This window comes from Roseiconus lacunae (genome assembly GCF_008312935.1).
GTDB classification, from domain to species: domain Bacteria; phylum Planctomycetota; class Planctomycetia; order Pirellulales; family Pirellulaceae; genus Stieleria; species Stieleria lacunae.
This window is the reverse complement of record NZ_VSZO01000022.1, coordinates 50,670-75,679: the sequence shown is the minus strand read 5'-3', so window position 1 is coordinate 75,679 and position 25,010 is coordinate 50,670. Positions and strand designations below refer to the sequence as shown.

General features: G+C 57.2%; 14 protein-coding genes. 8 read left to right on the top strand and 6 right to left on the bottom strand.

Annotated features, from left to right (window positions below; all coding sequences use genetic code 11):
• The first annotated feature begins 4 nt into the window (after positions 1 to 4).
• Complete coding sequence (locus tag FYC48_RS21555; protein WP_149498867.1) at positions 5 to 1,618, top strand: sigma-54-dependent Fis family transcriptional regulator; 1,614 nt, start codon at positions 5 to 7, stop codon at positions 1,616 to 1,618.
• Between the two features lie 10 nt (positions 1,619 to 1,628).
• On the opposite strand, the gene FYC48_RS21550 is transcribed toward FYC48_RS21555, so the two are convergent.
• The 3 genes from FYC48_RS21550 to FYC48_RS21540 are packed head-to-tail and all read right to left on the bottom strand — an operon-like array spanning position 1,629 to position 6,576.
• Positions 1,629 to 3,647 carry an ICP22 family protein gene (locus tag FYC48_RS21550; protein ID WP_149498866.1) on the bottom strand — a complete coding sequence of 673 codons (2,019 nt, stop codon included), beginning with the start codon at positions 3,645 to 3,647 and terminating at the stop codon, positions 1,629 to 1,631.
• The gene (locus FYC48_RS21545) at positions 3,644 to 5,539 is read right to left on the bottom strand and encodes an ABC transporter permease (protein ID WP_149498865.1); all 1,896 of its coding nucleotides are present in this window, start codon (positions 5,537 to 5,539) and stop codon (positions 3,644 to 3,646) included. Before FYC48_RS21545 ends, FYC48_RS21550 begins: the two co-directional genes overlap by 4 nt.
• Complete coding sequence (locus tag FYC48_RS21540) at positions 5,536 to 6,576, bottom strand: ABC transporter ATP-binding protein (protein WP_149498864.1); 1,041 nt, start codon at positions 6,574 to 6,576, stop codon at positions 5,536 to 5,538. The genes FYC48_RS21545 and FYC48_RS21540 overlap by 4 nt, the downstream gene beginning before the upstream one ends.
• 197 nt (positions 6,577 to 6,773) lie before the next feature.
• On the opposite strand from FYC48_RS21540, the gene FYC48_RS21535 reads away from it, so the two are divergent.
• The 4 genes from FYC48_RS21535 (at position 6,774) to FYC48_RS21520 (ending at position 14,665) form a co-directional block, all read left to right on the top strand.
• Positions 6,774 to 8,636 (top strand): bifunctional folylpolyglutamate synthase/dihydrofolate synthase, encoded by a 1,863-nt coding sequence (locus FYC48_RS21535; RefSeq protein ID WP_149498863.1) that lies wholly within the window; start codon positions 6,774 to 6,776, stop codon positions 8,634 to 8,636.
• A gap of 94 nt (positions 8,637 to 8,730) precedes the next feature.
• Positions 8,731 to 9,555, top strand: a complete 825-nt coding sequence (locus FYC48_RS21530; RefSeq protein WP_235034355.1) for a 4'-phosphopantetheinyl transferase family protein — start codon at positions 8,731 to 8,733, stop codon at positions 9,553 to 9,555.
• Between the two features lie 222 nt (positions 9,556 to 9,777).
• Complete coding sequence (locus tag FYC48_RS21525; protein ID WP_149498862.1) at positions 9,778 to 10,626, top strand: ECF-type sigma factor; 849 nt, start codon at positions 9,778 to 9,780, stop codon at positions 10,624 to 10,626.
• A complete protein-coding gene (locus FYC48_RS21520) occupies positions 10,607 to 14,665 on the top strand; it encodes a WD40 repeat domain-containing serine/threonine protein kinase (protein ID WP_160149690.1) in 4,059 nt (1,352 codons plus the stop codon). The genes FYC48_RS21525 and FYC48_RS21520 overlap by 20 nt, the downstream gene beginning before the upstream one ends.
• Before the next feature lie 210 nt (positions 14,666 to 14,875).
• On the opposite strand, the gene FYC48_RS21515 is transcribed toward FYC48_RS21520, so the two are convergent.
• Complete coding sequence (locus FYC48_RS21515) at positions 14,876 to 15,493, bottom strand: thymidine kinase (protein WP_149498860.1); 618 nt, start codon at positions 15,491 to 15,493, stop codon at positions 14,876 to 14,878.
• Between the two features lie 115 nt (positions 15,494 to 15,608).
• On the opposite strand from FYC48_RS21515, the gene leuS reads away from it, so the two are divergent.
• From leuS to FYC48_RS21500, 3 genes are all read left to right on the top strand, one after another.
• Positions 15,609 to 18,440, top strand: a complete 2,832-nt coding sequence (leuS, locus tag FYC48_RS21510) for a leucine--tRNA ligase (protein WP_149498859.1) — start codon at positions 15,609 to 15,611, stop codon at positions 18,438 to 18,440.
• Positions 18,441 to 18,893: 453 nt separating this feature from the next.
• Positions 18,894 to 20,354, top strand: coding sequence for an anti-sigma factor family protein (locus FYC48_RS21505; protein ID WP_149498858.1), 1,461 nt, complete (start codon positions 18,894 to 18,896; stop codon positions 20,352 to 20,354).
• 240 nt (positions 20,355 to 20,594) lie between these two features.
• Positions 20,595 to 21,752, top strand: coding sequence for a DegT/DnrJ/EryC1/StrS family aminotransferase (locus FYC48_RS21500; protein WP_149498857.1), 1,158 nt, complete (start codon positions 20,595 to 20,597; stop codon positions 21,750 to 21,752).
• Positions 21,753 to 21,791: 39 nt separating this feature from the next.
• Here FYC48_RS21500 and FYC48_RS21495 read toward each other — a convergent pair whose 3' ends face one another.
• Positions 21,792 to 23,237 carry a sulfatase gene (locus tag FYC48_RS21495; RefSeq protein WP_235034364.1) on the bottom strand — a complete coding sequence of 482 codons (1,446 nt, stop codon included), beginning with the start codon at positions 23,235 to 23,237 and terminating at the stop codon, positions 21,792 to 21,794.
• A gap of 413 nt (positions 23,238 to 23,650) precedes the next feature.
• Entirely contained in the window at positions 23,651 to 24,958 is a 1,308-nt protein-coding gene (locus FYC48_RS21490) for a DUF11 domain-containing protein (protein WP_149498855.1), read from the bottom strand.
• Positions 24,959 to 25,010 lie beyond the last annotated feature (52 nt).

The window sequence follows — 25,010 nt, the reverse complement described above, 5'->3', positions numbered from 1 at the left end:
TCCGATGGGACTCGATACCTACGCCGTTTTTGGCGACCCAAAAGACATCCTGCTGTCGATCTCGGGCATGCACCATTTGCCTGAATTGCTGCCGTTGGCGGTGCGAAAATTGGGGCGGGATTCACAAATCGCACTGGTGCGATTGTGGCTGCTTAAACCACCGACGCCGACCGATTGTGAACGTTGCTTACTAGCTAACGAGTGCCGTGACCGCAGTCGGTGTTTGCAGCTCGCCGCGAGCTACGGGAACAGTCGCACCGAACCGTCAGAGCACTGGACGGGGACGGAGGGGGATTTTCGCCGGATGCCGTTGGGGGTTCGGAAGGTGGGGCATATTGCGGCGAGCGGGCAACCGATTCGGATCAATTTATCGAGTGGATCGGATTGGATTCTTCGTCCCGACTGGATCGAGCGTGAAGGCATCGTCGCTTTTCAGGGCATGCCGCTTCGGTATCGCGACGAAACGCTTGGCGTGCTCGGCATCTTTTCGCGAGTGCCCATCGGGCCATCGTGCGATCAGTGGTTGATGATGATCTCGGATCAATTGGCCGCCGCGATTGCGAACGCGCAGTCGGTCGACGAGATTGAGAATCTGCGGCACCGATTAGAACAAGAAAATGAATACCTTCGTGAAGAGGTCGGCGAAGTCTCCTTCGGCGAATTGGTCGGCAGCAGCGCGCCGCTGCAAACGATCGTCCGCCAAATCGACTTGGTGGCCCCGACCGATTCAAGTGTGTTGGTATTGGGCGAAAGTGGTACGGGAAAAGAGCTGATCGCCCGAGAGGTGCATCGACGGAGTGCGCGTTGTGGTCGGCCGCTGATCAAGGTCAATTGCGCCGCGATTCCGCGTGAGTTGTACGAAAGCGAATTTTTCGGTCACCGCAAAGGATCGTTTACGGGGGCACTGAGAGATCGCGCCGGCCGATTCGAACTTGCCGACGGCGGCACGCTGTTTCTTGACGAGGTCGGCGAGATCCCTTTGGATTTGCAATCGAAATTGCTGAGGGTGTTGCAGGAAGGCGAGTTGGAACGAGTCGGCGAAGAGCAGACGCGGCGCGTCGACGTGCGGATCATCGCGGCGACCAATCGTGATCTGCGAGACGAGGCCGGCAAAGGGCGATTCCGTCAGGATCTTTATTATCGGTTGAGCGTCTTTCCGATCGAGCTTGCGCCGTTGCGGATGCGAAGCGAAGACATCCCGCTGTTGGCCGAACACTTTTTGCAGATAATCAGCCGCAAGCTTGGACGCAAACCGTTTCGATTGACACTCGCCAATGTGCAACAACTGCAGCGATACCATTGGCCTGGCAACATCCGCGAGCTGCAACACGTCCTTGAACGCGCCGCAATCGTTTCACTTGATGGCAAGTTGCGGTTCGACCTTTCCGGACTCGAGTCGGTGGGCGGAGCGGTTGCGGCAGCCCCCGCGTCGTTTACGAAAGATCAAGCGATCATGACCGAAGCGGAGATGGTCGAGCTACAGATTGCGAACATCCGCCGGGCGCTCAAGCAAGCCGGCGGAAAGATCTATGGCAAAGCAGGTGCGGCCGAACTGTTGGGGATCAAGCCGACCACGTTGGCATCACGGATGCGTACGTTGAAGATCGATCGCCACTGAGCGGACTGACTTAAGACGCGTCGTCGGAACCCGGCGTGTCATCCGAGCCAGAGTCACCCGAGCCAGAGTCATCGGTCGAAGCGGGGGCCTCTTGGGGGGCTGATTCCGCGTCGGCCTTTGAGTCGGTGTCTTCGGCAGAATCACCGTCCGCATCCGGGCTGTCAGGCTCGGCCGGTTCGGCTTGTTCGGCTTGCTCTTCGGAGTCGGATTGCTCTTCGGGCGAGTCAGTTTCTTCCTGCTTCATTTCTTCGGCGGGCTGTGCTTCGGCGGGCTGTGCTTCGGCAGATTCTGGATCGTTGGACTCATCGGATTTCATTTCGGCGTCCTCGGATGGATCCGATTCCGCCTCGGGCTGCTCCTCGGTCGCTTTTTCGGCTTCGGCCGCCTTCATCGCTTCCAACTCACGGGCACGCTCTTCTTCTTCGAGTTCCTTCTTTCGTTTCGCCGCGAGATCTACTTGTTGTTCGCGAACCAGCTTGTAGGCATCGGCGTTCTGGATTCCGTTTTCGGAATTCATCATGCGAGCGAACGTTGCCAACGGAAAGTCCTCGGGCAGGTCTTCGGAGTCGATCGCGATCATGTAGCGGCGGATCGACATGTAAAGATCTTCGGCGGAGTCGTCGATCGTGAGGATCGGGTAATCGTCAAAGATTTCCGCCCAGATCTCGAATGCCTGCTTGTACTTTTCGATCGCCAAATAGATTTCGGCGTCCGCGTTTGCTTTTTCGGCTTCGTAGACCAAGCGACGTGCCTGGACGGTTCGTTCTTCCTGCTCGGCCATCGCCAAGCTTTGCCAGTAGACGTAGTTGATCTGACGCCGATAGCTATCCGTTTTCTGGATACGGGCATCCAGGTCTTTGATTTCATCGATCAATTGAATCGCGGTCAACTGAGCCGACTGGGGCAGCTGTTTCAGGACTTGGTCGCGGTTGGGTTCGATCGACGCCAAGATCGCGGGCATTGCTTGTTTGCCAGCTTCGGTGCGTTCTTCGGGAGCCTTTTCGTAGACCTTTCGAACATCGACCGGCAGTGCGGCGACTTTTTCGTCTCGCATTTTTTCGTAGACGTCGCCGGCGACTTTACGGAACTGTTCGAGCTTTTCGTTCTTTTGGGCGTTCAGGTCGTCGAGCGATCCGAGTTTGATCGAGAAGCCATCGTTGGTGGGGATACTACGTCGTCCGAATTGCTCCCAGCCTTCGGAGGACTTGGTGTAAGCGCGAACGGCACGTTCATCGAGGACACCTTCTTTTTCGATCGCTTCGGCATGTTTGAACAGCCATTTAGGACCGGTTTCGAAGAAGTTGATCGGCGATTGGCGACGGATTTTCACACCGGCGTCGACAATGTCGTAGCCGTGATCAAGCCAGAGTCGACCGACCAGCCAATTGTCCGGCTTTTGATCGGGGCCTTTCGCTTCGTTGCTGTCGACCGCGATGCCTTCGTTGGCAAGCGAGTCGTGCAGAACTTTGTCTTCGGAGAACAAACGACGGAACTGTTTTTTCTCATCCGACATACCGATCTTTTGGCCGTAGAACCAACCGGTGTACCAAATCAGTCGAGGTGCCTTGCGGTTCTGGCGAACGCCGCGCGTCAAAAACTCGGTCCCTTCGCGGACCATTTCATAACGTTGGCGGTAGTCATCGAATTCGATCGAGACGTTATACGCCAGGTTGTGTGCCTGGTGTTCCCAAACTTTGTCGTAGTGGGGCTGCAGCAGCGCGATGTTGTTCAACGATGCCTTCAAGCGATCCCATTCATGGGCGACTCGATAGTCGTGAGCTTTTTCCCACAGCAGCGTCGCGGCGACCCCGCGAAGGCCGAGGGACGCAAGCTTCATCGTTTCGCTTGCAGGGCTGATTTCACCAAGATCGCTTTCTGCGATGCCATACTTCTGCCGCATCAGTGCCAGTTGGCCGCCAGAGTCGGGCGTCCCATCGGACGGCCGACCCAGCAGGTACAACGGAACCAAGGTGGCAACAAGAATGACCAGGTAAACGATCTTGCGACGGAATGCAGTCGACTGGTTCATGCCGCGATCTCGCGAGATTTCAATAAAAAGTAACTGATTAGAAATGCCAACAAACAATATCCCAGTGTCGCGACACCATGTCGGGCGAGCACCGCACCGAAGATGTTGACACCACTGGCAGCATACTCCGCCGTGCTCACCATGCGCGGCAAGTTGGGCACGGCCGTCGCGACCGCATCAAGTGTGTAGACGATGCCCGCATCGGCAGATTTGATCAATGTGTTGGCGACGCCTTCGACATCAAGCTGTGTCGTCATCGCATCCTGTTTGACCAGACGGACCAAGGATTCGATCGGTCCGCCCCCACGTTCGATCGGCGAATCGATGAAGTGCCGGGTGTCATAGATGGCTTCGGCGGAGAAGCCCATCAACACGCACACGGCGGTGATGACCATCGCGACCGGACCGCTAAGGAACGTACTGAACATCACACCGAAGGCGATGATCATGGTCATCTGGAACCAAATCGAGATGTATGCCTTGGTAAAATTCCACTCAAAGGACGATTCGGCGGGACGCAGATAGACCCCACTCTTGGTCACCCCCAGGTACTGGCTGCGGTCCAAGCATCGCAACATGATTTGCATGCGACCGTCTTCGGTGACCAAGTCGTCGTAAACGCTTAGTTCACGCGTCGCGCCTTCGCCGTCGGTTCCTTCGATTTGCAGCGGAAGCGTTCGCTCGTCGACTTGGTATTCATCGACGACAAAGGGGATCGGATTCGATTCGGCGCCCGTGTCGGGGTTCTTCATCGTCAGCGATCCGCGGATTCCGGATTCGATATCACCTTTGTAGGAACGGTAAGCACGAATCGACAAGTCGACGGGGATACCATCGGGATACAGTGATTCAACGACGTTATCAAACGTAAACTCGGCCATCCCCAGCGTGCCGCCTTCGACGTAACCGTGTTCGAGCTTTCGCGGGCCGCGGGCGATTCCGATTAGGCGTGAGATCCCCGCCGATCCGTATCCGCCGTCAGTCTTTTCGGCACCGACGTCGATCCCGGCGTCTTTGGGGGCACCGGCGCGATCGTAAAATTGAATCTCGCCGTAGACAGGGATGCGGGCTCGCAGGTGCTGGGTCGGAGGTCCGATCTCAAACGTTTGGTCGTCAATTTGTCGGACGACGTGGCGGTGACCGCGAACAAAATCGGTAAGTCCGACGGTCTCGCCGGCTTCAATCGTGAAGGAATGTTCGTGTTTGCGGACGTAATCGGTTTTCCCCGTCACGGTGCCATCTTCGTCTCGGGTCGCGTCGACCACTTCGACATGCGAGTGATCGAGCCCACGACGGACGAACAAATAACTGAGCAAGCCCATCGGTACCAGCATCAGCGTTCCGACGCCGATGAATCCAAGCATTCGGCCGAGCACGATCTCGCTGGGGCGGACCGGTTTGGTCACGATCGTATAAATCGTTCGCGACTGGATGTCCTGAGGCAGCGAGAACGCGCTGATAAACAGTGCCAACGCGAGCACCAAGTAGTTTGTTGCCGTCAATACAAAGCTGATGTAAAGCCGCGCAGGATCGTCGCTGTCGGGGTTGAGGAACCATCCGGCGAGCAACAGCAGCACCACAAAGAGCCCAAAGACAAACAGCACGCGGCGACGGATCGCTTCTTTAAAGGCCAGTCGCGCGAGTGCGAAAATCCGTCGCGGGCTGGTGCCCGGCATGTCGGTGGTGAAGAAATCACGGACCGCACGGGCGACAGCATAGAAGCCTTCGCCGGGGCCATAGCGGGCTGCCGAGATGACATAGCCGACCAGCAATCCCAAAACGATTGCTAAGACGACTAGGACGCAGCCTTTCAATAGCGCGCTCTCTAGGAATGCTCCCGGACGCAGCAACCACTCCGAGAACGTCCAAAAATCATCGGGTTGTAAGCTCATGACCGGTCGGCCTCATCTTTGGAGGCGACGGCGTCTTCTTGTCCTGCGGCGGCGTCACTGGAAGGTTCGCCCATCGACGCGGAGACTCGGCGGGCACCGGGGCGAGCTTCGCTTTCGCGGACGATGTCAAGGAACAAGTCTTCCATCGTTGCCGTCGGATTATCCATCGACTTCAGATCGCCACCGTGGCGGCTGATCACGTCACGGATTTCTGCTTTGGCGTCTTCGCTTAGCCCGGTCGCGTGGACTTCGGTAATGTCGCGAACTTTCAATAGGTCGGTGACGCGGCCGAGTTCTTTCAGCTCGCCTTGGTGCAGGATGGCCACCCGGTCACAAACGTCTTGGACGTCGCCGAGTTGGTGGCTGCACAACAGAACGGTTTTGCCTTGGTCACGCAACGCGATGATCAGGTCTTTCATTTCGCGGATCCCGATCGGGTCCAAGCCCGTGGTCGGTTCGTCTAGCAGCACCAAATCGGGGTCGTTGATCAGGGCCTGTGCCAAGCCGACGCGGCGACGCATCCCCTTACTGTATTCGCGAAGCTGACGGTGGCGGGCGGCTTGCAATCCGACCAGTGACAGCAACTCATTGACACGTTCGCGGCGTTGGGCGCCGGACATATCGAACAGTCGTCCGTAAAAATCGAGCGTCTCTTCGGCGTTAAGAAACTGATACAGATAGGATTCTTCGGGGAGGTAGCCGATTCGCTCGTTCTTTTTTGTCTCCGTCGCATCCTTGTCAAACACCAAGACTCGCCCGGTGGTGGGGAACAGGAGTCCAAGGATCAGTTTGATCGTCGTTGATTTACCGCTACCGTTGGGGCCCAGCAGGCCAAAGATTTCGCCTTTGCGGACTTCGATATCAAGCGATTTGACCGCGTGGACCTTCTTTCGGCCCCAGAAATCCTTGTAAATCTTGTTCAGGTTTCGGGTTTCGATGACGACGTCGCTACCGGTCGATTGGCTTGGCGCGGTTGCAGTTGCGTTGTCGGCGCCAGCCTCGGTTGAGCCTGCGACAGCTGTTGAATCGGTGTCCACGAACAGCGTTCCGTATCAGAGGAGGTGATGAATTCGAGTGGATTATCGAGGATTGTTACGCTACGCGGGCGATGCGAAACCGGTTCGGACATTTTCGCAGGCAATTTAGTCGCCGCCCACAATCGGCGGTCGGCGGCACAGCCAAGGGGGGAGTGTGAAAGATCGGTCGTTGCCAAAATCACGTTTTTCCTGCCACAATGCCGCTCAACTGCGACGGTGAGAAAACTGACGATGATCCACTTCCCCTTCACGACCGCCCTCGGCAAAACGACGTGCCCGGAACGAATGAACCGCACGGCTTAAATCCCGAACGCCGCCCAACCGGCGATCTCGCGGGTTATGACGAAGCTATCGAGTACCTCTTCGGACGGATCGACTACGAGCGATTCGCCCCCGGTGACAACCAGCCCGACTTTCGACTTGATCGGACGGCCGAACTCTTCCGGCGGCTGGGGCTCTCCCGGTTCCTGCATAAGGCCTACCAGCAGGCCGACGCGAATCTAGCATCGTCGGCGGCCAGCCAGCCGTCCGTGCCGGCTGTTGAATCACTTGCACCAGGGTCACCGGCTCCGGAGTCAATCCCGATCGTGCATGTTGCCGGGACCAAGGGTAAAGGCTCGACCTCGACGATGGTCAGCGCGATTCTTTCCGCCGCCGGTCTGCGGGTCGGACTCTACACCTCGCCTCACCTAACTCGATTAAACGAACGCTTTCGCGTCGATGGAATCCCTTGCCGCGATGATGAATTGACCGATTTGGTCGCGAGCGTTCGTCCGACCGTCGAAACGCTTGACGAGGAAGGCCAACACGCCTCGTTCTTTGAGTTGACGACCGCGATGGCGGCGCTTCATTTTCAGCGCCGACACTGTGACGCGGTGGTGCTCGAAGTCGGCTTGGGCGGGAGACTCGACAGCACGAACGTTTGCGCCAGCACCGTCACGGCGATCACCTCGATCGGCTTGGACCATCAAAACGTGCTCGGCGACACCGTCGAAGCGATCGCGAGAGAAAAAGCTGGAATCATCAAGCCCAATACCCCTGTGGTCTGTGGTGTCCGTGATCCTGGGCCACTGAACGTTATCTCGGACGTCGCCAAAACGAACGCGGCACCGATCGTTTGTGTGAAAACGGACTACGACGTGGGCCGGCCTATCGAGACCGCGACGGGGTTGCGTTTTCGCTATCGGACGGTTGAGCCAGCGGTGCCAGGTCACGCCAAATTCGGTGATTCTGTCAATCTTGACATCGAGTTGCCTTTGGTCGGACACCACCAAGCCGAGAATGCCGCGACGGCGATTTCGATCTGTCGTCTGCTGCGACAACGGCTTTCACAGTCAGTGGATGCTGATATGCCTTGCGGTACCTCGGCTGAGATCGACGCGGACGCTAGTCACGCGCCGAGTGCGCTTCGCTCGTTTGCCGAGCGTTTGACCGACGAAGCAATTTGCACCGGGCTGCGGAATGTCTGCTGTGTCGGTCGGCTCGAACGGTTTCAATTACCTGACGGACGTCCAACTCTGGTGCTCGATACGGCCCACAATCCGGATTCGATTTTGGCGTTGTGCCAGGCAATTCGATCACGGATTGGGTTGAAACCCGATTCAGCCGCCTTCGCCCATCCTATCGTGCTGGTCTTCGGCACCAGTCGCGACAAAGACATCCGAGCGATGACCAAGCAATTGTCTGCGCTCGCCGACCAGATCATTTGTACGCAGTATCAAACGAATCCTCGCGCGATGCTGGTTGAAGACGTTGAAGCCGCGTTTCGCGAAACTGCCGGAACCGCAAAGTTACAACTCGAATCGATCCGTGATCCGATCGCGGCCCTCTGGCAGGCAATCGGAATGCAACACAGTGGGCTACAGCAGGCGGGAATACAGCAAGCACAACTCAGCGCCGGTGATCAAGCCCCTTCGGCTTCTGGCGATCCCGTCCCGGGGACCGTGGTGGTTTGTGGCTCGTTTTATCTCGCCGGTGAACTGCGTCAGGAGATCATGCGGTTGTGTGATCCGGACGCGCACGTTGATCATCGGGCCGAACGGCTACTGAGTCGATCGTGAATCCGGCTTCGACAGATGACGTACTCGGTGGTCACTAACCTGTGGCCGTTACCACCGACACCCGTCGCCGCAGGCGCGGTGATCCAAACTATTCATGATGCCAAGCAACAAGATGCAATCGCTGCGGCTAGATGTCTGGCACGCCCCGGCCGACCGTGAGCAACAGGGGGCATTCGAACTCGACTGCGAGCGATGGCTTCCGGTTGAAGAACGACGTGGCGCCGATCGTTACCGATTGATTCGCAGTCGTAATCAACATGTCATCGGCCGCGCGATGGCGCGGCGTCTGCTGGCCGACGGCAACGGGACTGCGCAGATGGTCTCGCCACAGTCGATTCGGTTCACATCGGGTCAGCACGGCAAGCCCGAGGTCGACTATCCCGATCAGGTCAAACGCCCATTCAACATCGCTCATACCGATGGGCTCGTGCTATGTGCGGTCGCTGACCAACAAGTCGCCGAGATGCAAGTTCAAGAAATCGGTGTCGACGTTGAATCGTTAGATCGTCGGACGACGACCGAGGTGGCTGATCGATACTTTTCGATCCCCGAAATCGACTTCTTGCGATCTCAGCCGCGATGCGATCAAAAGTTTTACTTCTTAAAAATCTGGACGCTCAAAGAGGCCTACATCAAAGCGATCGGGACGGGGCTTCATACGCCGCTGGCTGATTTCGCGTTCACCTCGATCGAAACCGAACAGCCGGTGATTCGCTTCCTCAACCCAACGCTTGATGACGGACGCAATTGGCACTTCGTTTGCCATCAACCACGGCCCGGATTCATTGCGACGGCCGCAATCGCAACTCAAACTCGCACGGGCGAAGTGCTACGCGAGGGCGGCGATGATCGAAATCGCCTCACCGACGAATTGGGGGTGCGGGTTTCCTGGAACGCATTTGAACACTTTCGTAGATGAACATGCGACCACAGCCGATTGCCCGAGTGCGTATGTTTCTACTTCAACGCGCAGGGATTTGGCGATTGTCCGGCAACGAACCCCAGCGACCGACAGGAATCGGGGCAAGAGAACGTTGATTTCTTTGACACAAACGGTGTATTTATGTCAAAATCATAGCGTCGAGGGCTGGCGGCTCGACGTTGAGGGCAAATCTAATTCTTCTCTCCCGCCTCCAATTCGATGTCAGAAAGATCCATCACATTGATCCTGAATCGTTTGCGCAAGGCGATGACGGAAGACGAACGTCAAGCGGCGGCGGCGGAACTGTATCGTTGTTACCGGGCCCCCGTGGAAAAGATTGCTCGCGGCCGACTCAGCCCCGGTGGCGGGTTGGCGGACGAGGAAGACGTCGCCCAAAGTGCTTTTCGCAGTTTCTTTGACCGGATCGAAACGGGGCAGCTTGATGCGTTGGTCAACGGTGGCCAGGCGTGGGCGATCCTAGCCCGGCTGACGCGCAATAAAGCGATTGACTCGGTGCGTTATGACAACGCGTTGTGCCGAGGCGGCGAAGGCTCACGCCGGGGGGCACAAGTCGCCGCCGAGCAGATGGCGGCCGAACAACTTGCCGCCGAAAAGTTAGCGGCAGAACAGAAAGCGGCTTGCCGTAGTACCGCGTCTGAGCATTCAGCCTCGACCAGCGAAACGCGAGTTTCGGCAAAGAACGCTGGCCCGCGGGGCGCCAACCGGCTCGGTATCGCAGACCCGAGCGAAACCGCCATCCGAAGGCGGCTCGATGATCGTGGCGGTGTCGGTCGCCGTGAAGAGTACCCGCTCGATGCGGTGAGGGATCGCAATCAACGCAGTGGCGATGAACAGGTTGCGTCCGACGAACTGGTGGAACGATTCTTGGAAGCGTTGTCCGAAGCGACGTTGCGCGGCATCGTTTCGTTGAAACTCCAGGGATTTACCAACGAAGAGATTGCGTCCAAACTCGGATGTGCCACCCGGACGGTTGAGCGGAAGCTGAATTTAATCCGACGGTTGTGGATTCCGATTTTGGAGAATGCCGATGAACAGCGGCGAGCCTGATCCGGCAAACGATCCGGTCGAGGATTCTCGTGAAAAATGGATCACGATCGATCGACTCTGTGATGCCTACGAGGCGTCGCTCCAAGAGGGACGCGCAGAACGGGCACCGTTTCTTGTCGGCGTGCCCCCTTCGTGGCGCGACCAGCTCACTCAAGAACTTGACGCGATCGATGCCGCGTATCGTGATGCCAAGGAAACACGTGAGCAAACCGTTACCGCTTCGCCCGGCGAGGTAGGCAGCCGTCGACTTCCCAAACAAAGTCGACTCGCCGAATTGGCAACCTTGGATTCGGACAAGGTTTGGCTGGGGCGTTTCGAGATCCGTAAGCGGTTGGGAACCGGTGCGACCGGCAGTGTCTGGTGTGCCCGCGATGCTCGATTGGCTCGCTGGGTCGCGCTGAAGGTCCCGCACGCGACACGGGTGATGAGCGAAACCAGTGCGGCACGTTTTCAAACCGAAGCCCGCGCGGCCGCGGCGATCAGTCATCCCAACGTCGTCCAGGTACATGAGGTCCTGATCGAAGACGGCTTGCCGATTTTGATTCAACAATGGATCGACGGACCCTCGTTGGCTCAGTACTTGAAAGAACACGGGCCGATCGAGTTTGAGTTGGCTGCCGACTGGATGGCCCAGGTCAGCGATGCCGTTGCGGCGGCGCATGACTGCGGCATCGTCCATCGTGATTTGAAACCTGCCAACGTGATGTTGGATAAGAACCGGCCGATGGTCTTGGACTTCGGTCTGGCCAGCTATCCGCAGCTATCGAGTGGGTTGACCAGCGAAGGAACACTGTTGGGAACGCCGGCATACATGAGTCCCGAACAGGCCGACGGTGGCGAAGACGCCAACAAGCCGACGACGGACATCTATGCGATCGGTGTGATCTTGTACGAAATGCTGACCGGGGCGCCACCGTTCGTCGGTAAGACTCGCGAAGTTCTACAAGCGAGCCGCAACACCATTCCGGTGTCACCGCGATCTCGACGGGCCGGCGTGCCACGCGATTTAGAGACGATCACGCTCCGTTGCTTGGCAAAGAATCCGGCGGCAAGGTATCGAACCGCCGCGGAACTCCGAGACGACCTGCAGCGATTCCGTCGCAGGGAGCCGATTCGCGCCCGCAAAGTTTCGCCGCTCGAAAACATCCTTGTTTGGGCACGCTTGCACCCCGTCGCGTCATTGCTCTGGACGATGGTGCCGTTGATTTTGATGCTGGCGATGTTTTTGGTCGTTTCCCGCTCTCAACAAAGCCGTCTTGTCGATAAGCTGATCGAAGAAAGCGACGAGAATCGAGAGCTGGTCAGTGAGCGTTACATGGTGCAGTTAGCACGAGCGTCGCAGGAACTTTCCGGCGGCGATCGTAGCCGTGGCTTGGCATTGCTCCGTGACATTCCCCCACAAGCGCGGCGGTGGGAATGGGAACTTCTCGACATGATGTCTCATTCGCCTGCCGAAGCGATCTTAGACGGCGAACGCTACAAAGATTTCGGTGCGGCGATCAATGCGCTCGAATTAAGTCTTGCCGGCAAGAGCCTCTTTGCGGCTACCGAAGACGGCAAAGTGCTCCGCTGGAAGCTGCCCGATACGAAGCGTCTGTTTTTAAAAAATCCACGTCAGCGACCTCGGTTCGAACGACCCGAAGTGATGATCGACGATACGGTGCGCACGACAGACTTGGCGGTCAGTGTTGACGGGCATTGGTTGGCATCTTGCGATTCTGATGGTCGCGTGCGGATCTGGGATTTGACCGAAAATGAATTGGCCCAGACCATTGAACAAACCGGTTTGAACAACGCTTATGCGGTTGCGTTCTCGCCTGACGGAAAGCAACTGGTCATCGGCGGTGGTGCCAAGAAAACGGCGAACCGGGCGGCGGACATGGCGGGTTGGTTAAGTCGTTTTCGTCTTTCCGATGATCGGCGGTTCGTCCAAGCGGATCGTCAGCGCTGGGATCGTCCGGCAGTCACTTCGCTGGTGTTCACACGCCCAGACGAGTTCTATTGTACGCGGGGTCGACCCGTCGCGACCGGGCAATTGTTGGACTTCAGTGATGCCGGATTGGTGCAACGGTGGACGATCACCGAAGATCGCATGCGTCCCGAAAAGGTGGTCTGGCGCGGCGGTGCGATGAACGGACTGGATTTTCACGCACCGAGCAATCGGATCGCATGGAGCGGCGAAGATGGCGTCGTCTTTGTTCGTTCACTCGACAACGATACCGCCAAGTCGATGTGCCATTTTCGTGCCGGTACGGTCCCGATCACCCAGGTTCGATTCGCCCCCAGCGGTCAAGAGCTTGCCGTGACGAATGTGAACGGCGGCGTGTCACGTTGGAAGATCGGTTTGCCGGTTCCCATCGATCGACCGACGCAGCCAAACGCTGATCCTAAACAAGCGGAGACGCAGCCGATCGCTGAGTCATCTGATGGGGCCATCGAAACCGCAAAAACGTCAGACGGGCAAGCGACATCGACTGAGCCGCCGAGTCGATCGCAACCAATGGAAGACGTCCGGCACGTCAAAGACTACTTCGGGCACGAAGCCGCGGTGCGCGATTTGGTTTATTTGCCGCCGCCAATGTTGAAGCCGCGTGAGGAAAAGAGTTATTATCCGCTGGCTTATTTGATCACAGCGGCCGACGATGGTGATGTCTTGAAGTGGGGGCATGAAGATCATCAGTGCATCGCAACCACCGAAGTACCTAATCATGGTTTGTACGATGCGAAGTGGTTGTCCAACGATCGACTTGTGACGCTGAGCAATAACCATCGCAAAAGTTTTCTTCCCAGCTATCAACCACGATCGCTCGGAACGATAGGCATCGATCATCGCACCATTAAACACGCACGTAAGTTGTCGCTATTGCCAAGCGACGAGGCGTTGACCCTCGAGACAATTCTCTCTGACGCACCGAACGCTCCGTTCGCAGCGATGTGTTCCGAACGCATCTTTATTCTGCAGCCAGGCAACGCGAAACCCTTGCATCAATTTGATGCCCCCGTTGTCCCCAAGGCAAAGACGACCTTCACCGCGCTTGCTTTAATTGACCAACGATTTTTAATCGCGGCAACGGCGCGTGTTTTCCGGGTCACCCGCGCCCCCGCAACGGAGTTGGTCGTCCGAGAGCGTCACGCGCACCTCTGGTTGTATGATTTGCAACATCCAAAATCGATCAAGCAACTTAAATTGCCCGGTCGTGAGTATGTCTCGTCACTTGTCCATTCACGTGACCATTCTCTGCTACTGATCGGTACCGCGCGTGGAGGCATATTGACACTGCCATTCGATCCCGTGATCGCGGCGACGGCCGATCGAACCGTCAAGCGATCGAACGAATCGAGCAATACGACCACAGACATGCCGGTGATCGAAGAGGTTTCTGATGGCGCCGTCGGAACGGGGTTTTCGAATTTAGAACCGAACCGAATCCCAGGCCATCGCGGCGGCGTGCTTGAAATGGTCCTGCTCGATCGTGATCGTCTTGCCTCCGTCGGTCGTGATGGCATCTGCAGGATCTGGTCGTTACCAACCTTAGCGAAGATGATCGCTGCGGGTGAATCGGATGCTTCGACAAAGCAATCGGGACCTGCCCCGGAACTCGTTCAGGTTTCCGAAAGTCCTGCGACGCAAACCGTGGCACCGCCTGAAGCGGCCACGCAGGGTCCCGCAGCATCTGACAAGGCAGCCACGCACAATTCTGGCGCTGGCAAAGCAGCAAAAGTAGGTGCGGTGCAGGGCAACGCGAGTGACTCTGACGAGCGGGCAGTCGTGGCAAAATTGATGGTCAGTACGCTGCCGGTGACCGAGATCGCGGTGAACACCGATGGGACTCGAATCGCAACCGTTGACGAAGCTCATGTGATTCGAGTGTGGGACACCCGCAGCGGATTGGAGTTGGTTTCGATCGGGCCGCGAAAAGCGAACGTGATCTCGATCGAGTTCAGTCCTGACAGTGAAAAACTTCTGATCGCCGAACCGACCGGCGTTGTCAACGTGATTTGGCTACACGGCAAACCGCAAGTGGCAGCGGCGAACTAGACGCATTCGAAACCATTCATCCTCGACCAAGTCGATTGGCTTTTCAGGGGATGCCAACGCTAGAATGTCAGGCGAGTGCTTCGTTCCTACTTGATTTTAGGATGAGCCGCATGGCGTAGGCCACGGTTTTTGTGCACTAGCGGGGGCTCAACGTCCGTCGGCTGATGACTCGAACCCGTTTTCAAATCGGACTAGGCAGTAGCGGAGCGGTCACTCCAGTGAATCGAGCAGTGGCAATTCGTCCGGCGTGCGCTCGCACATCCCATCTTTAAAATGTCGTCGGCAGACTGAGACGTAGCGTTCGTTGCCACCGATTTGGATTTGCCGCCCATCCTTGATCGGGCGACCGGCGTCGTCGACTCGTAGCACCATCGTTGCCTTGCGGCCGCAGTGGCAGATCGTTTTGATTTCCGAGAGCGTATCGGCCCAGGCGAGCAAAACTTGGCTGCCGGCGAACAAATTTCCCTGAAAGTCTGTCCGTAACCCATAGGCCATCACGGGAATTTCCAGACAATCGCACACATCGCTGAGTTGCTTGACCTGTCCGGCGGTCAAAAACTGGGCTTCGTCCACCAAGATGCAGTCCAGCGGGGCGTCCTCGAGACGCTTTTTAACGAGCGAAAGCAGGTTGTCGGCGGTGTTAAACGTCAATGCTTTGGCCGCCAAACCGATTCGGCTGGTGACCATTCCGGGCTGGTCGCGGGTGTCGATTTCGGGAAGCAAAATCAACGTTTGCATCCCGCGTTCCTGGTAGTTGTAACTGCACTGCAGCAGGATCGTCGATTTCCCGGCGTTCATTGCCGAATAGTAAAAGTACAGTTTCGCCATGCTGTCGGCTTATTGCGTCTTCACGTTTTTTCTAGAATCGTCGCCGCCGGACCAAACCGATCACCGCGAGTGGGCCCTTCCTCCGGCCTACCGTCACATTTAACGTCACTTTCAAATGCCACGCTACAACCCCTCTGAAATCGAACCCCGTTGGCAAGCCTACTGGGACGAGCACAAAACGTTTGCGACCCCTGAATCCCCCGGGGAAACGAAACGCTACGTTTTGGACATGTTCCCCTATCCCAGTGGCGACGGCTTGCATGTCGGGCACCCCGAGGGGTACACCGCAACAGACATCGTGTCTCGATTTGCCCGAATGCGGGGGGAAAGCGTGCTGCATCCGATGGGCTTTGACGCGTTCGGGTTGCCGGCAGAGGAACATGCCATCCGCACTGGTGAGCATCCTCGGATCCAAACCCAACGCAACATCGATAACTTCACTCGTCAACTCAAAATGCTCGGGTTCAGTTACGACTGGGACCGTGTGTTGGCGACGACCGATGAGCAGTACTTTCGCTGGACGCAGTTCATCTTTCTGGTTCTGTTTGACACTTGGTTTGATCACGACCAGCAAAAGGGACGGCCGATCGACGAGCTGCCAATTCCCGAGGACGTTCAATCGCAAGGCCCACAGGCGGTCGCCAAGTTTCAAGACGAACATCGCTTGGCATACTTAGATGACGCGCTCGTCAATTGGTGCCCCAACTTGGGAACCGTGTTGGCCAACGAGGAAGTGGTCGACGGCAAGAGCGAAGTCGGGGGGCACCCGGTTAAACGAATACCTCTGCGTCAATGGATGCTGCGAATCACCGATTACGCCGAACGCTTGCTCGAAGGTTTGGACGATCTTCAGTGGCCCGCGGGGATCAAAAAGTTGCAGTCTGATTGGATCGGTCGCAGCACCGGCGCGGAAGTCGATTTCTACGTTGGCTCGGACGAGCACTACGAACGTTGGAAGCAAGCTCGGTCGGCGAGTGGTTTTCCGGCTGATCCTGGTGACGATGCGTTACGCGTTTACACCACGCGACCCGACACGCTGTTCGGCGCTACCTACATGGTTGTTTCGCCCGAACACCCGATGCTCGATCGATTGACCAGCGACGATCAAGCCGATGCCGTTCGTCAGTACTGTGAGAAAGCGTCCTTCAAGTCCGACCGCGAGCGAACCGAGGGCGACCGAGAAAAGACCGGCGTCTTTACCGGTTCTCAAGCGATCAATCCCGTCAACGGACAACCGATTCCGGTTTGGGTCGCCGACTACGTTTTGGCCGGTTACGGCACCGGCGCGATCATGGCCGTTCCGGCACACGATGGGCGAGACTTCCAATTTGCCGTCACGTATGACTTGCCAGTTATCGCGGTAGTTGATCCGCCCGCAGAGCTGGAAAACCGCGACGAAATCTTGGCCGGCCGTGCATGCTTTGAAGCCGTCGGAAAGGCGATCAATAGCGGTGAGTTCGACGGGCAAGAAACTCCACAAGTCAAAGCAAAGATCACCGCGTCTCTGTCAGAAAGCGGGATCGGCAAGGGCGCCGTCAACTACAAACTTCGCGATTGGTTGTTCAGTCGTCAGCGTTTCTGGGGCGAGCCCTTCCCGATCCTTCATGAACTCGACGAAGCTGGTAACCCAACCGGACGGATGCGTGGGGTCGACGCGAGCGACCTGCCCGTCCGACTGCCCGAACTCGAAGATTTTAAGCCACACGGGCGTCCCGAACCGCCGCTAGCGAAAGCAGACGATGATTGGTTGTACGTCACGATCGGTGGCACCAAATACCGTCGCGAGACCAACACGATGCCTCAGTGGGCTGGTTCATGTTGGTATTACTTGCGCTACATTGACCCGCACAATGAAACCGCACTTGTCGACCCGGAACTTGAATCGAAATGGATGCCGGTTGACTTGTACGTCGGTGGTGCCGAGCACGCGGTGCTGCACTTGCTGTATTCGCGTTTCTGGCACAAGGTCCTGTTCGATCGCGGTCACGTGTCGACACCGGAACCGTTTGGCCGCCTGGTCAACCAAGGCATGATTCTTGGCGAAGTCGAATACTCGGCCTATTACGACGAAAATGATCAGGTCGTTTCGGCAAAGGACGTTCGTAAAGCTCCTGAAGGAGGCCGGCAAGCCAAAGACGGTCGTCCCGTTAATAGCCGACCCGTGGCCGAAGACGCCGTCAAAAAGAAAGGCGAGTCCTTTGTGCTCGTCGATGATCCCGCGATCCGCGTCGAAAGTCGGGCCCACAAGATGTCCAAGAGTCGCGGCAACGTCGTCAATCCCGATGTCGTCGTGAAAGACTATGGTGCCGACGCGCTACGCCTTTATGAAATGTTCATGGGGCCACTCGAAGCGACGAAGCCTTGGTCGATGGATGGCGTCGGCGGCGTGCGCAGTTTTCTTGATCGAGTCTGGCGGATGATTGTCGACGACAACGAGGAAGACTTGGTGCTGCAGACCGCACTCGTCGACCAACCCTGTGACGAAGACCAAGCGCGAATGTTGCACGGGACAATCAAAAAAGTTACCGAAGACACTGACGAGATGAGCTTCAACACCGCGATCGCGCGAATGATGGAGTTCACCAACTTCTTCACCCGCTGTGAGAAGCGACCGATCGAAGCGATGAAGTCGTTCTTGATTCTATTGTCACCCTATGCCCCGCACCTTTGCGAAGAACTGTGGAGCATCCTTGGCGAAAAGGAATCGATCGCCAAGCAAGCGTGGCCGGTTTGGGATGAATCGGCGCTCGTCCAAAAATCGATCGAGGTCCCGGTTCAGTTCAATGGCAAAGTCAAAGCGAAGATTCAGCTTCCGCCTGACGCGAAACCAGACCAGATGCTCGAAGCGGCGCTGTCGGACGACCGGGTCCGTTCGCTGCTCGGTGAAAAAACAATCGTCAAGAAAATTGCCGTCCCCGGCCGCTTGGTCAACCTTGTCGTGAAGTAGCTTCGCTGTCGCATCAACGCCGACAAAAGTCCATCGGTGTGCTCGCCTGCATCGATCAGGATTTACAGCACTGTTAGGCGGGTGGCGCCAATCAGTTACTGTCGCTCGATTCTCCGAATCGTGGGCGTGCCCCCTCCAATGCCCAAGTAGCAGTTGGGGGCAGCGATCAGTTTCCTACGAAAAACAGGAGAAAAAGCAGGTTCTCCGCGGATTTCCCCTGCGCAATCTTGAAAAAATGGGAACTTTCGGCTTTCGATTTCATCCGATTGTTACTGCGGAGCGAGGCTGGTTTCAGGCTCGAACTCCGGCAGTCCACTTGATCCCATCGCCGGATTTGGCGTATTCGCGGCAATAGAGTTGCCTGTGTCATCGGTGTGGCTGCAGAAAACTTCGTTATCCTCTTGGTCGGTGCTACGAACTGATTCGCGGCAAACCGATGATGGGTTGGATTCAATGGCTTTACCAAACGACCTGCTCGACGAACTACTGTCGGCGTACCTGGATGGTGCGGCGAGTTCGGATGAATGTGCGCGTGCGGAACAGTTGATCGCCGATGATCAGGCGGTCGCCGAACGGTATCAATCGCTGGTTGATCAGCGTGATCGATTGCGCGAACTGGCGTCGCAGCGGCGTCAGACGCCCTACCGACTGCCAAATAACTTCGCCGAAACCGTCGTCGCCTCCGCGATCGATCGGGTCAAATCGGAAGGTGGTGACGAAAATCATCCGCTCTTGATCGCCGAGCGAAACTCGGACATCACCCCAGCGAATCGCGCTCACGCGAAGGGCATTCAACCGGTCCTTGCCGCCGTCTTCGTCGCATTGGCCGCCTCGCTGTTGTTCGTCTTCTTCGCACCGAAACGACCCGATGTCCACAACGCCGAACAGATCGCTCAGTCTCAACCAGAGGTGACCGCGACGCCGGATGAGTCAGCAATTGCTAGCAACGATACCGTTGGTCACACAGCGGCCGCTGGCGGTGATGTGTCGCCGGATGGGGCTACTTTCGAGACGATGGAGCCCGGCCGACAAAGTGATTCCGGCGAGAGTGAAACGGCGGAGCCGGCGATTGAAGGCGTCGCCGCCGATCGAGGCAACTCGATGATCGAATCGCCTCGAGGGACCGAGCCGGAACCGCAGATCGCGTCCTCCGCCGACGGCGAATCGGTCGCGAAGGACGATCGAAAGCCGACCGACGTTCGAACTGTTCCTGCCGAGACACCCACGGCCGTCGCCCCGCTGAACATGTTGATGGTTGTTAAAGTCGAACTGACCGACGCGGGGAGATCCGAAAATGCATTCGATGAAGCGACATCGACGTTGAGGTTCGAGTTGACCGAAGAACGGCCCGTCAACGCTGCCCTTGCCGCCGCAGTCGAGGCGGACTCGGCGAGAGGCGAAAGTGAGGCGGGCGAGCTTTCCCAGGACGGGCGTGTTTTGCTGCTCGAATCGCCTGCGAAAAAACTGGACCGCCTGATCAACACCCTCGCAAGCGATCGGGGGCGGATCGATTCGGTCTCGTTCAGCTTGCTATCGGCAAGTCATGACGCGCCGATTTTGAAAGCGGTCAATGCCGCCCGGCTCCCCGACCCAACGCGGATCCAACACGAAGGTCGCGGTATTCCACTCGTTGGGGCTGATTCGGCAGAGAACCAGTTTGCCGCATGGCAGAACCAGTTGGCCGATCGTCAGTTCGCACCGATTACGCCGGCGACCGCTTCGATGGTTTCGGCGATGGGGACTGGCCAACCGATGCAGCTCAGGATGTCCGCCAACGCTGGGATGCCGAATACCATGCGGTCTGGCAATCGCAATCCCGTCGACGGTCGCCCTGCCAATGGCGGTTCGGCCGACAGTGGCAGCCTTAGCGAGGGGCTCGATCAGATGGCCAACGTGTTGTTCTTGATCCGCTAATCGCTCATTGCACTGGACGAGCGGCCAATTCTTCGCCCCGGACAGACGCTTCCTGCAGGTCGAAAGTCGAGGGCAATCGATGCCGCATTTCTCTTGACCTGCACGTCACCTTCCCTGTATCAAGCACTCGATTCCCCGCAAAGAATCAGTGAAATCAAGGCGTGAGGACCGGACCTGCCCCAGCTCCTTGGTTAACACACCACCCAATGCCTACAGATTTAAAGCAAGGAAGGCTTTCCCATGACTGGCTCGACCCAAGTGCCGCTATTGGATATCAACCGCGATAACGAACCGCATCGCGACGAATTTGTTGAAGCACTGACCGCTGTGGTTGACAGTGGCCGATTTCTATTCGGTCCGGATGTCGTTGAACTTGAAAAAGAAGTCGCTTCGCATAGCCAAGCCGAACATGCGGTCGGGTGTGCTTCGGGAAGTGACGCGCTGCTGCTGTCGCTGATGGCACTGGACATCGGCCCGGGAGACGAGGTCATCGTTCCCAGCTTTACATTCTTTGCCTCGGTAAGCTGCATCACACGACTGGGGGCGACCCCGGTGTTTGTCGATATCTGCCCCGATACCTTTAATGTCGATCCCGAGTGCGTTGCCGATGCGATCACCGATAACACACGCGCGATCATTCCAGTTCATTTGTTTGGTCAATGTGCCCAGATCGATCGCATATGCCAAATTGCGACCGAGCATGACATTCCGGTAATCGAAGATGCGGCACAAGCGATCGGCGCGGCCTATCACTCGCGTCCCGCCGGCAGCTGGGGATTGGCGGGTTGTTTCAGTTTTTATCCGACCAAGAATCTTGGCGGGATGGGGGACGGCGGCATGCTGACCAGCAACGACGCGACCTTTGCCGATCGCCTGCGATTATTGGCCGGCCATGGCATGCGTCCGCGGTACTATCATCAGGCCGTTGGAATCAACAGCCGCCTGGATACGTTTCAAGCGGCGGTCTTGCGGATCAAGCTTCGGCATTTAGACGATGCCGTGGAGTCTCGCCAACAGATCGCAGCCCGATACATGAACCTGCTTTGCGATGCCGGTCTCGTTGGACCCGATCAAATCGTATTGCCGTCGGTAGATCCGAACGCATTTCACGTTTGGAATCAATTCGGCATCCGCGTCGCCGGCGGCCGACGAGACTCCCTCCGCGGCCACCTTGGTGAGCGCGGCATCGGTAGCGAAATCTATTATCCAGTGCCGGTTCACCGTCAAGAATGCTACACGCACCTCAAGGTTGATTCCGCATCGCTTCCGGAAACCGAGCGAGCTTGTGCGGAAGTTTTGAACCTGCCGATCTTCCCAACCTTGACCGAAGCCGAGCAGGATCGCGTGGTCGAAGGCATCGCGGCGTATTACCAAGCTGGTGCGAAGATCGCTGCGTAAGACCGATCAATTTCACTTAAACGAAGCATCTGCTCAACGCTACAACCGTGCCGGGTTCACCGGGACGGTTGTTCTTTTACCACTGGCCTTCTTGCTCAGTCGCCGTGAAAGATCTGTCATCACACGTTGAAGCGATTGATCCGGATCGATTGCCAGGTTATCGAACTCCATCGGATCGGCGTGATGGTCGTAAAGTTCGACGCCGGCAGTTCCCTCGGCCCATTCGGTGTATCGGTATCGCTGAGTTCGGATACTACAACCCATTACGGGGTCTGCTAAGCGATCATCCGCCGGACGAAGTATTTGAGTGACTGCGTCCTCATCCCAGGTCGCGAGCGGATCATGTAGCAGCGGCGCGAGGTCATTCCCTGCCAGCTCATTCGGTGCCGCAACGTTTGCCGCCGAGGTGAGCGTCGGGAACAGATCAACGTATTCAACCACACGGCGACATGCCTGTCCGTTCCCCTCGGCTCCAGGCACGGAGATGATCATCGGAGATCGGGCGCATTGTTCGAAGAGGGTCCGCTTTTGCCAAACACCGTTATGTTCGCCAAGGTGATAGCCGTGATCGCTCCAGAATACCACGATTGTGTTGTCACGCAGTCCGTTTTCTTCAAGTGCCGCAAGCAGCCGACCGACTTGAGCGTCAACGAACGACACACATGCATAGTAAGCCTGCGTTGCTTGGCGTAACGTCAGCGGATCCAATCCATAATTCGGAATGGGACAGTTGTGGGCGAACGCGGCGACGGGAATATCATCGCGGTCATTCGGCGGTGAGTAGGGCAGCCGAATGGTCTCCAGCGGGTACAGATCGAAATACTTCTTCGGCGCGACATACGGTGTATGGGGTCGAAAGAATCCGACGGCTAGAAAAAACGGTTGGTCACGCCGTTGCCGCATCAGCTTGATCGCTTCGGTTGTGACCATGCCATCGGTTTGTTCCTCGTCTTGTCCATCGGCGGCCAACCAAGACAGCGCCGCGCTGATCTTGCGCTGAGGCTCGGCGTTGGTGATCAAGTGCTCGTCCGCTTTGTCACGGCCGATCGGATTGACGGTTTGGTTCCACGACGGCGGATCATCAAAGCCATCGGTTCCGATCGATGCGGGGACGTTGTAGTGATAGATCTTGCCGACTCGTCCGGCCCAATAACCGGCATTCTGAAACGCCTGCGGAATGGTCACGACATCAGGCAATTGGTCACGAAAGTGACGGTCCAGATCATAGACGCCGATTTGATCCGGTCGGCGGCCGGTCATCAAAGACGCACGCGTCGGATTACACAGTGGTAATTGGTTGTAGGCGTTTAAAAAACAAACACCTGACGCGGCCAGGCGATCAAGATGTGGTGTTTTCGCGAGCGGGTCCCCGTAGCAGCCGAGTGTGCATGCCAAATCATCAACGGCGATCATCAACACATTCGGTTTCGCGGCACCTGCATCACACGAAACGGTGACGCAGCCGAACAAGAGAAACAGTACCAAGAGCTGTTTTTTTAACACCACAAACGTTCCTGCCAAGTTGGATCTGATTTCGGTCCAACGGACTCGTTCGCGGCACATCGTCGCCTGATGCTCCGCAATAGTTGCGTCGAGGGACGCGACGTTCGCGGAGTGAAAGGCGACTTTAATGAGTCCACAGCCGAGTGCTTCGTTTCAACTCGATCTTAGATCAGTCGCATGGCGTTGGCCACGGTTTCGGTGCAATGACCGGGGCGAACGCCCGTCGGCTGATGACTCTAACCCGTATTTTTAACTGGAACCAAGCACTTGGAGTGAAACGCGACGATGAATGCCTAGAAACTGATACTCTTCGAGTCCGTTGTCGATGCAGGCTAGTTTACTTGGTCGGACGACGGCCGGCCATCGGCAACGAAACCGATGTCACAGCCGACAAGCTATCGAACCTTACACGTGAACTCGATCGTGATGGTTTCACCCACCGGCAGGGCGTCACGCAGTGTCCAGGTCAGTGTTTCAGACCCGACATCGTTGAGTGCCTTCGAGAACTCGGCAGGACGATCGCTCTTCTGAGAATCGGCAACGTACTCCAAACGAGCGACGAGGTTATCGACCAGTTCGATATGATCAACGGGCGAGTCACCGACGTTGCGAAGATGGATCGCAAAGTTCACTTCTTCGCCTTGAACCGCATGATCGCGGTCGGCAACCTTGACGACTTGAAGACGTCCCGCATCGGGGAAGTCGTATTCGACGAACCCTTCGACGGCGGCATCGCGGATCAGCGTCGGTGGGGCCATCGATTCGATCATGACTTCGACTGCATCGCGAATCATCCATGACTGAGCCGCGACGGCACCACGTTGTAGGATGGCGATTTGTGATTCGTTCAGTTGAATTAATGCTTGTCGGTCGAGTGCGGCTAGGACTTGCCAGACATCTTCGAAGAAGACAGGGCCGACAATGTTCTCCACCGGTACGCCGCGATTTCGGTCACGCATCGCGTCGACTCGTTTGCTGACGTTGGCATGTGAAAGTTCGTCGACGTCGTTGATTGCCAGGCTTGGTTGTGAAAGGCCGACACCACCAGGTCCGACCGGCAGGTAGGTTTTGCCAAGTCCGATCGATTTTTCGCCGGCGACGGCGGAGTAGACTTGCCGGACGGCACCGAAGCGAGGCGAGTACAAGCACACCGGATTGCTGGCGGCAATTTTGATGTCGCCTGCCTCGGTGGTGTAGTGCACGATCGCATCTTGTGGCTCCGCGCCGGCAACGCGATCACTGGCTAACAACGCCGCGGCAGGAGGCTGGTCGCCACCATTACACAGCCATTCTTGAGGGTCGATGCCACGCCGCTGCAACATGGCCGCGTCGTACGTCGGGACGCATGTTTGGCAACTACCACACGCTTGGCCGCCGTTCGCCGCATTACAAGCGATCCGTTGGTGCAATCGATCGACAAAGCCGACTTGGGCGATCGGTTCATCACCGACGTAGCTTGACGTGACGTTAGTGCTCTGCGGCGGCGGGGGACTGATTGCAGTCGCCAGGGCCCCGACAGGCTTTCGACCGCCCGGTTGATCCATGGCTTGGGCCAACGAATCGGAAGCGACCGGTGTGCCCGGTAGGCGAAGATTCGCGGACTGCGATGAGGTTTGGCAACCGACGCTGATGGCCCCCAATCCGATCGCGATGGGAGCAACAAACTTGGTCACGCAGCGATGGAATGCGGAGATGCGTTTCATGGTCGGTTGCGAAGCTGTTGAGAAAATAATGGTGTCTGGGGCGAGCCCGTAG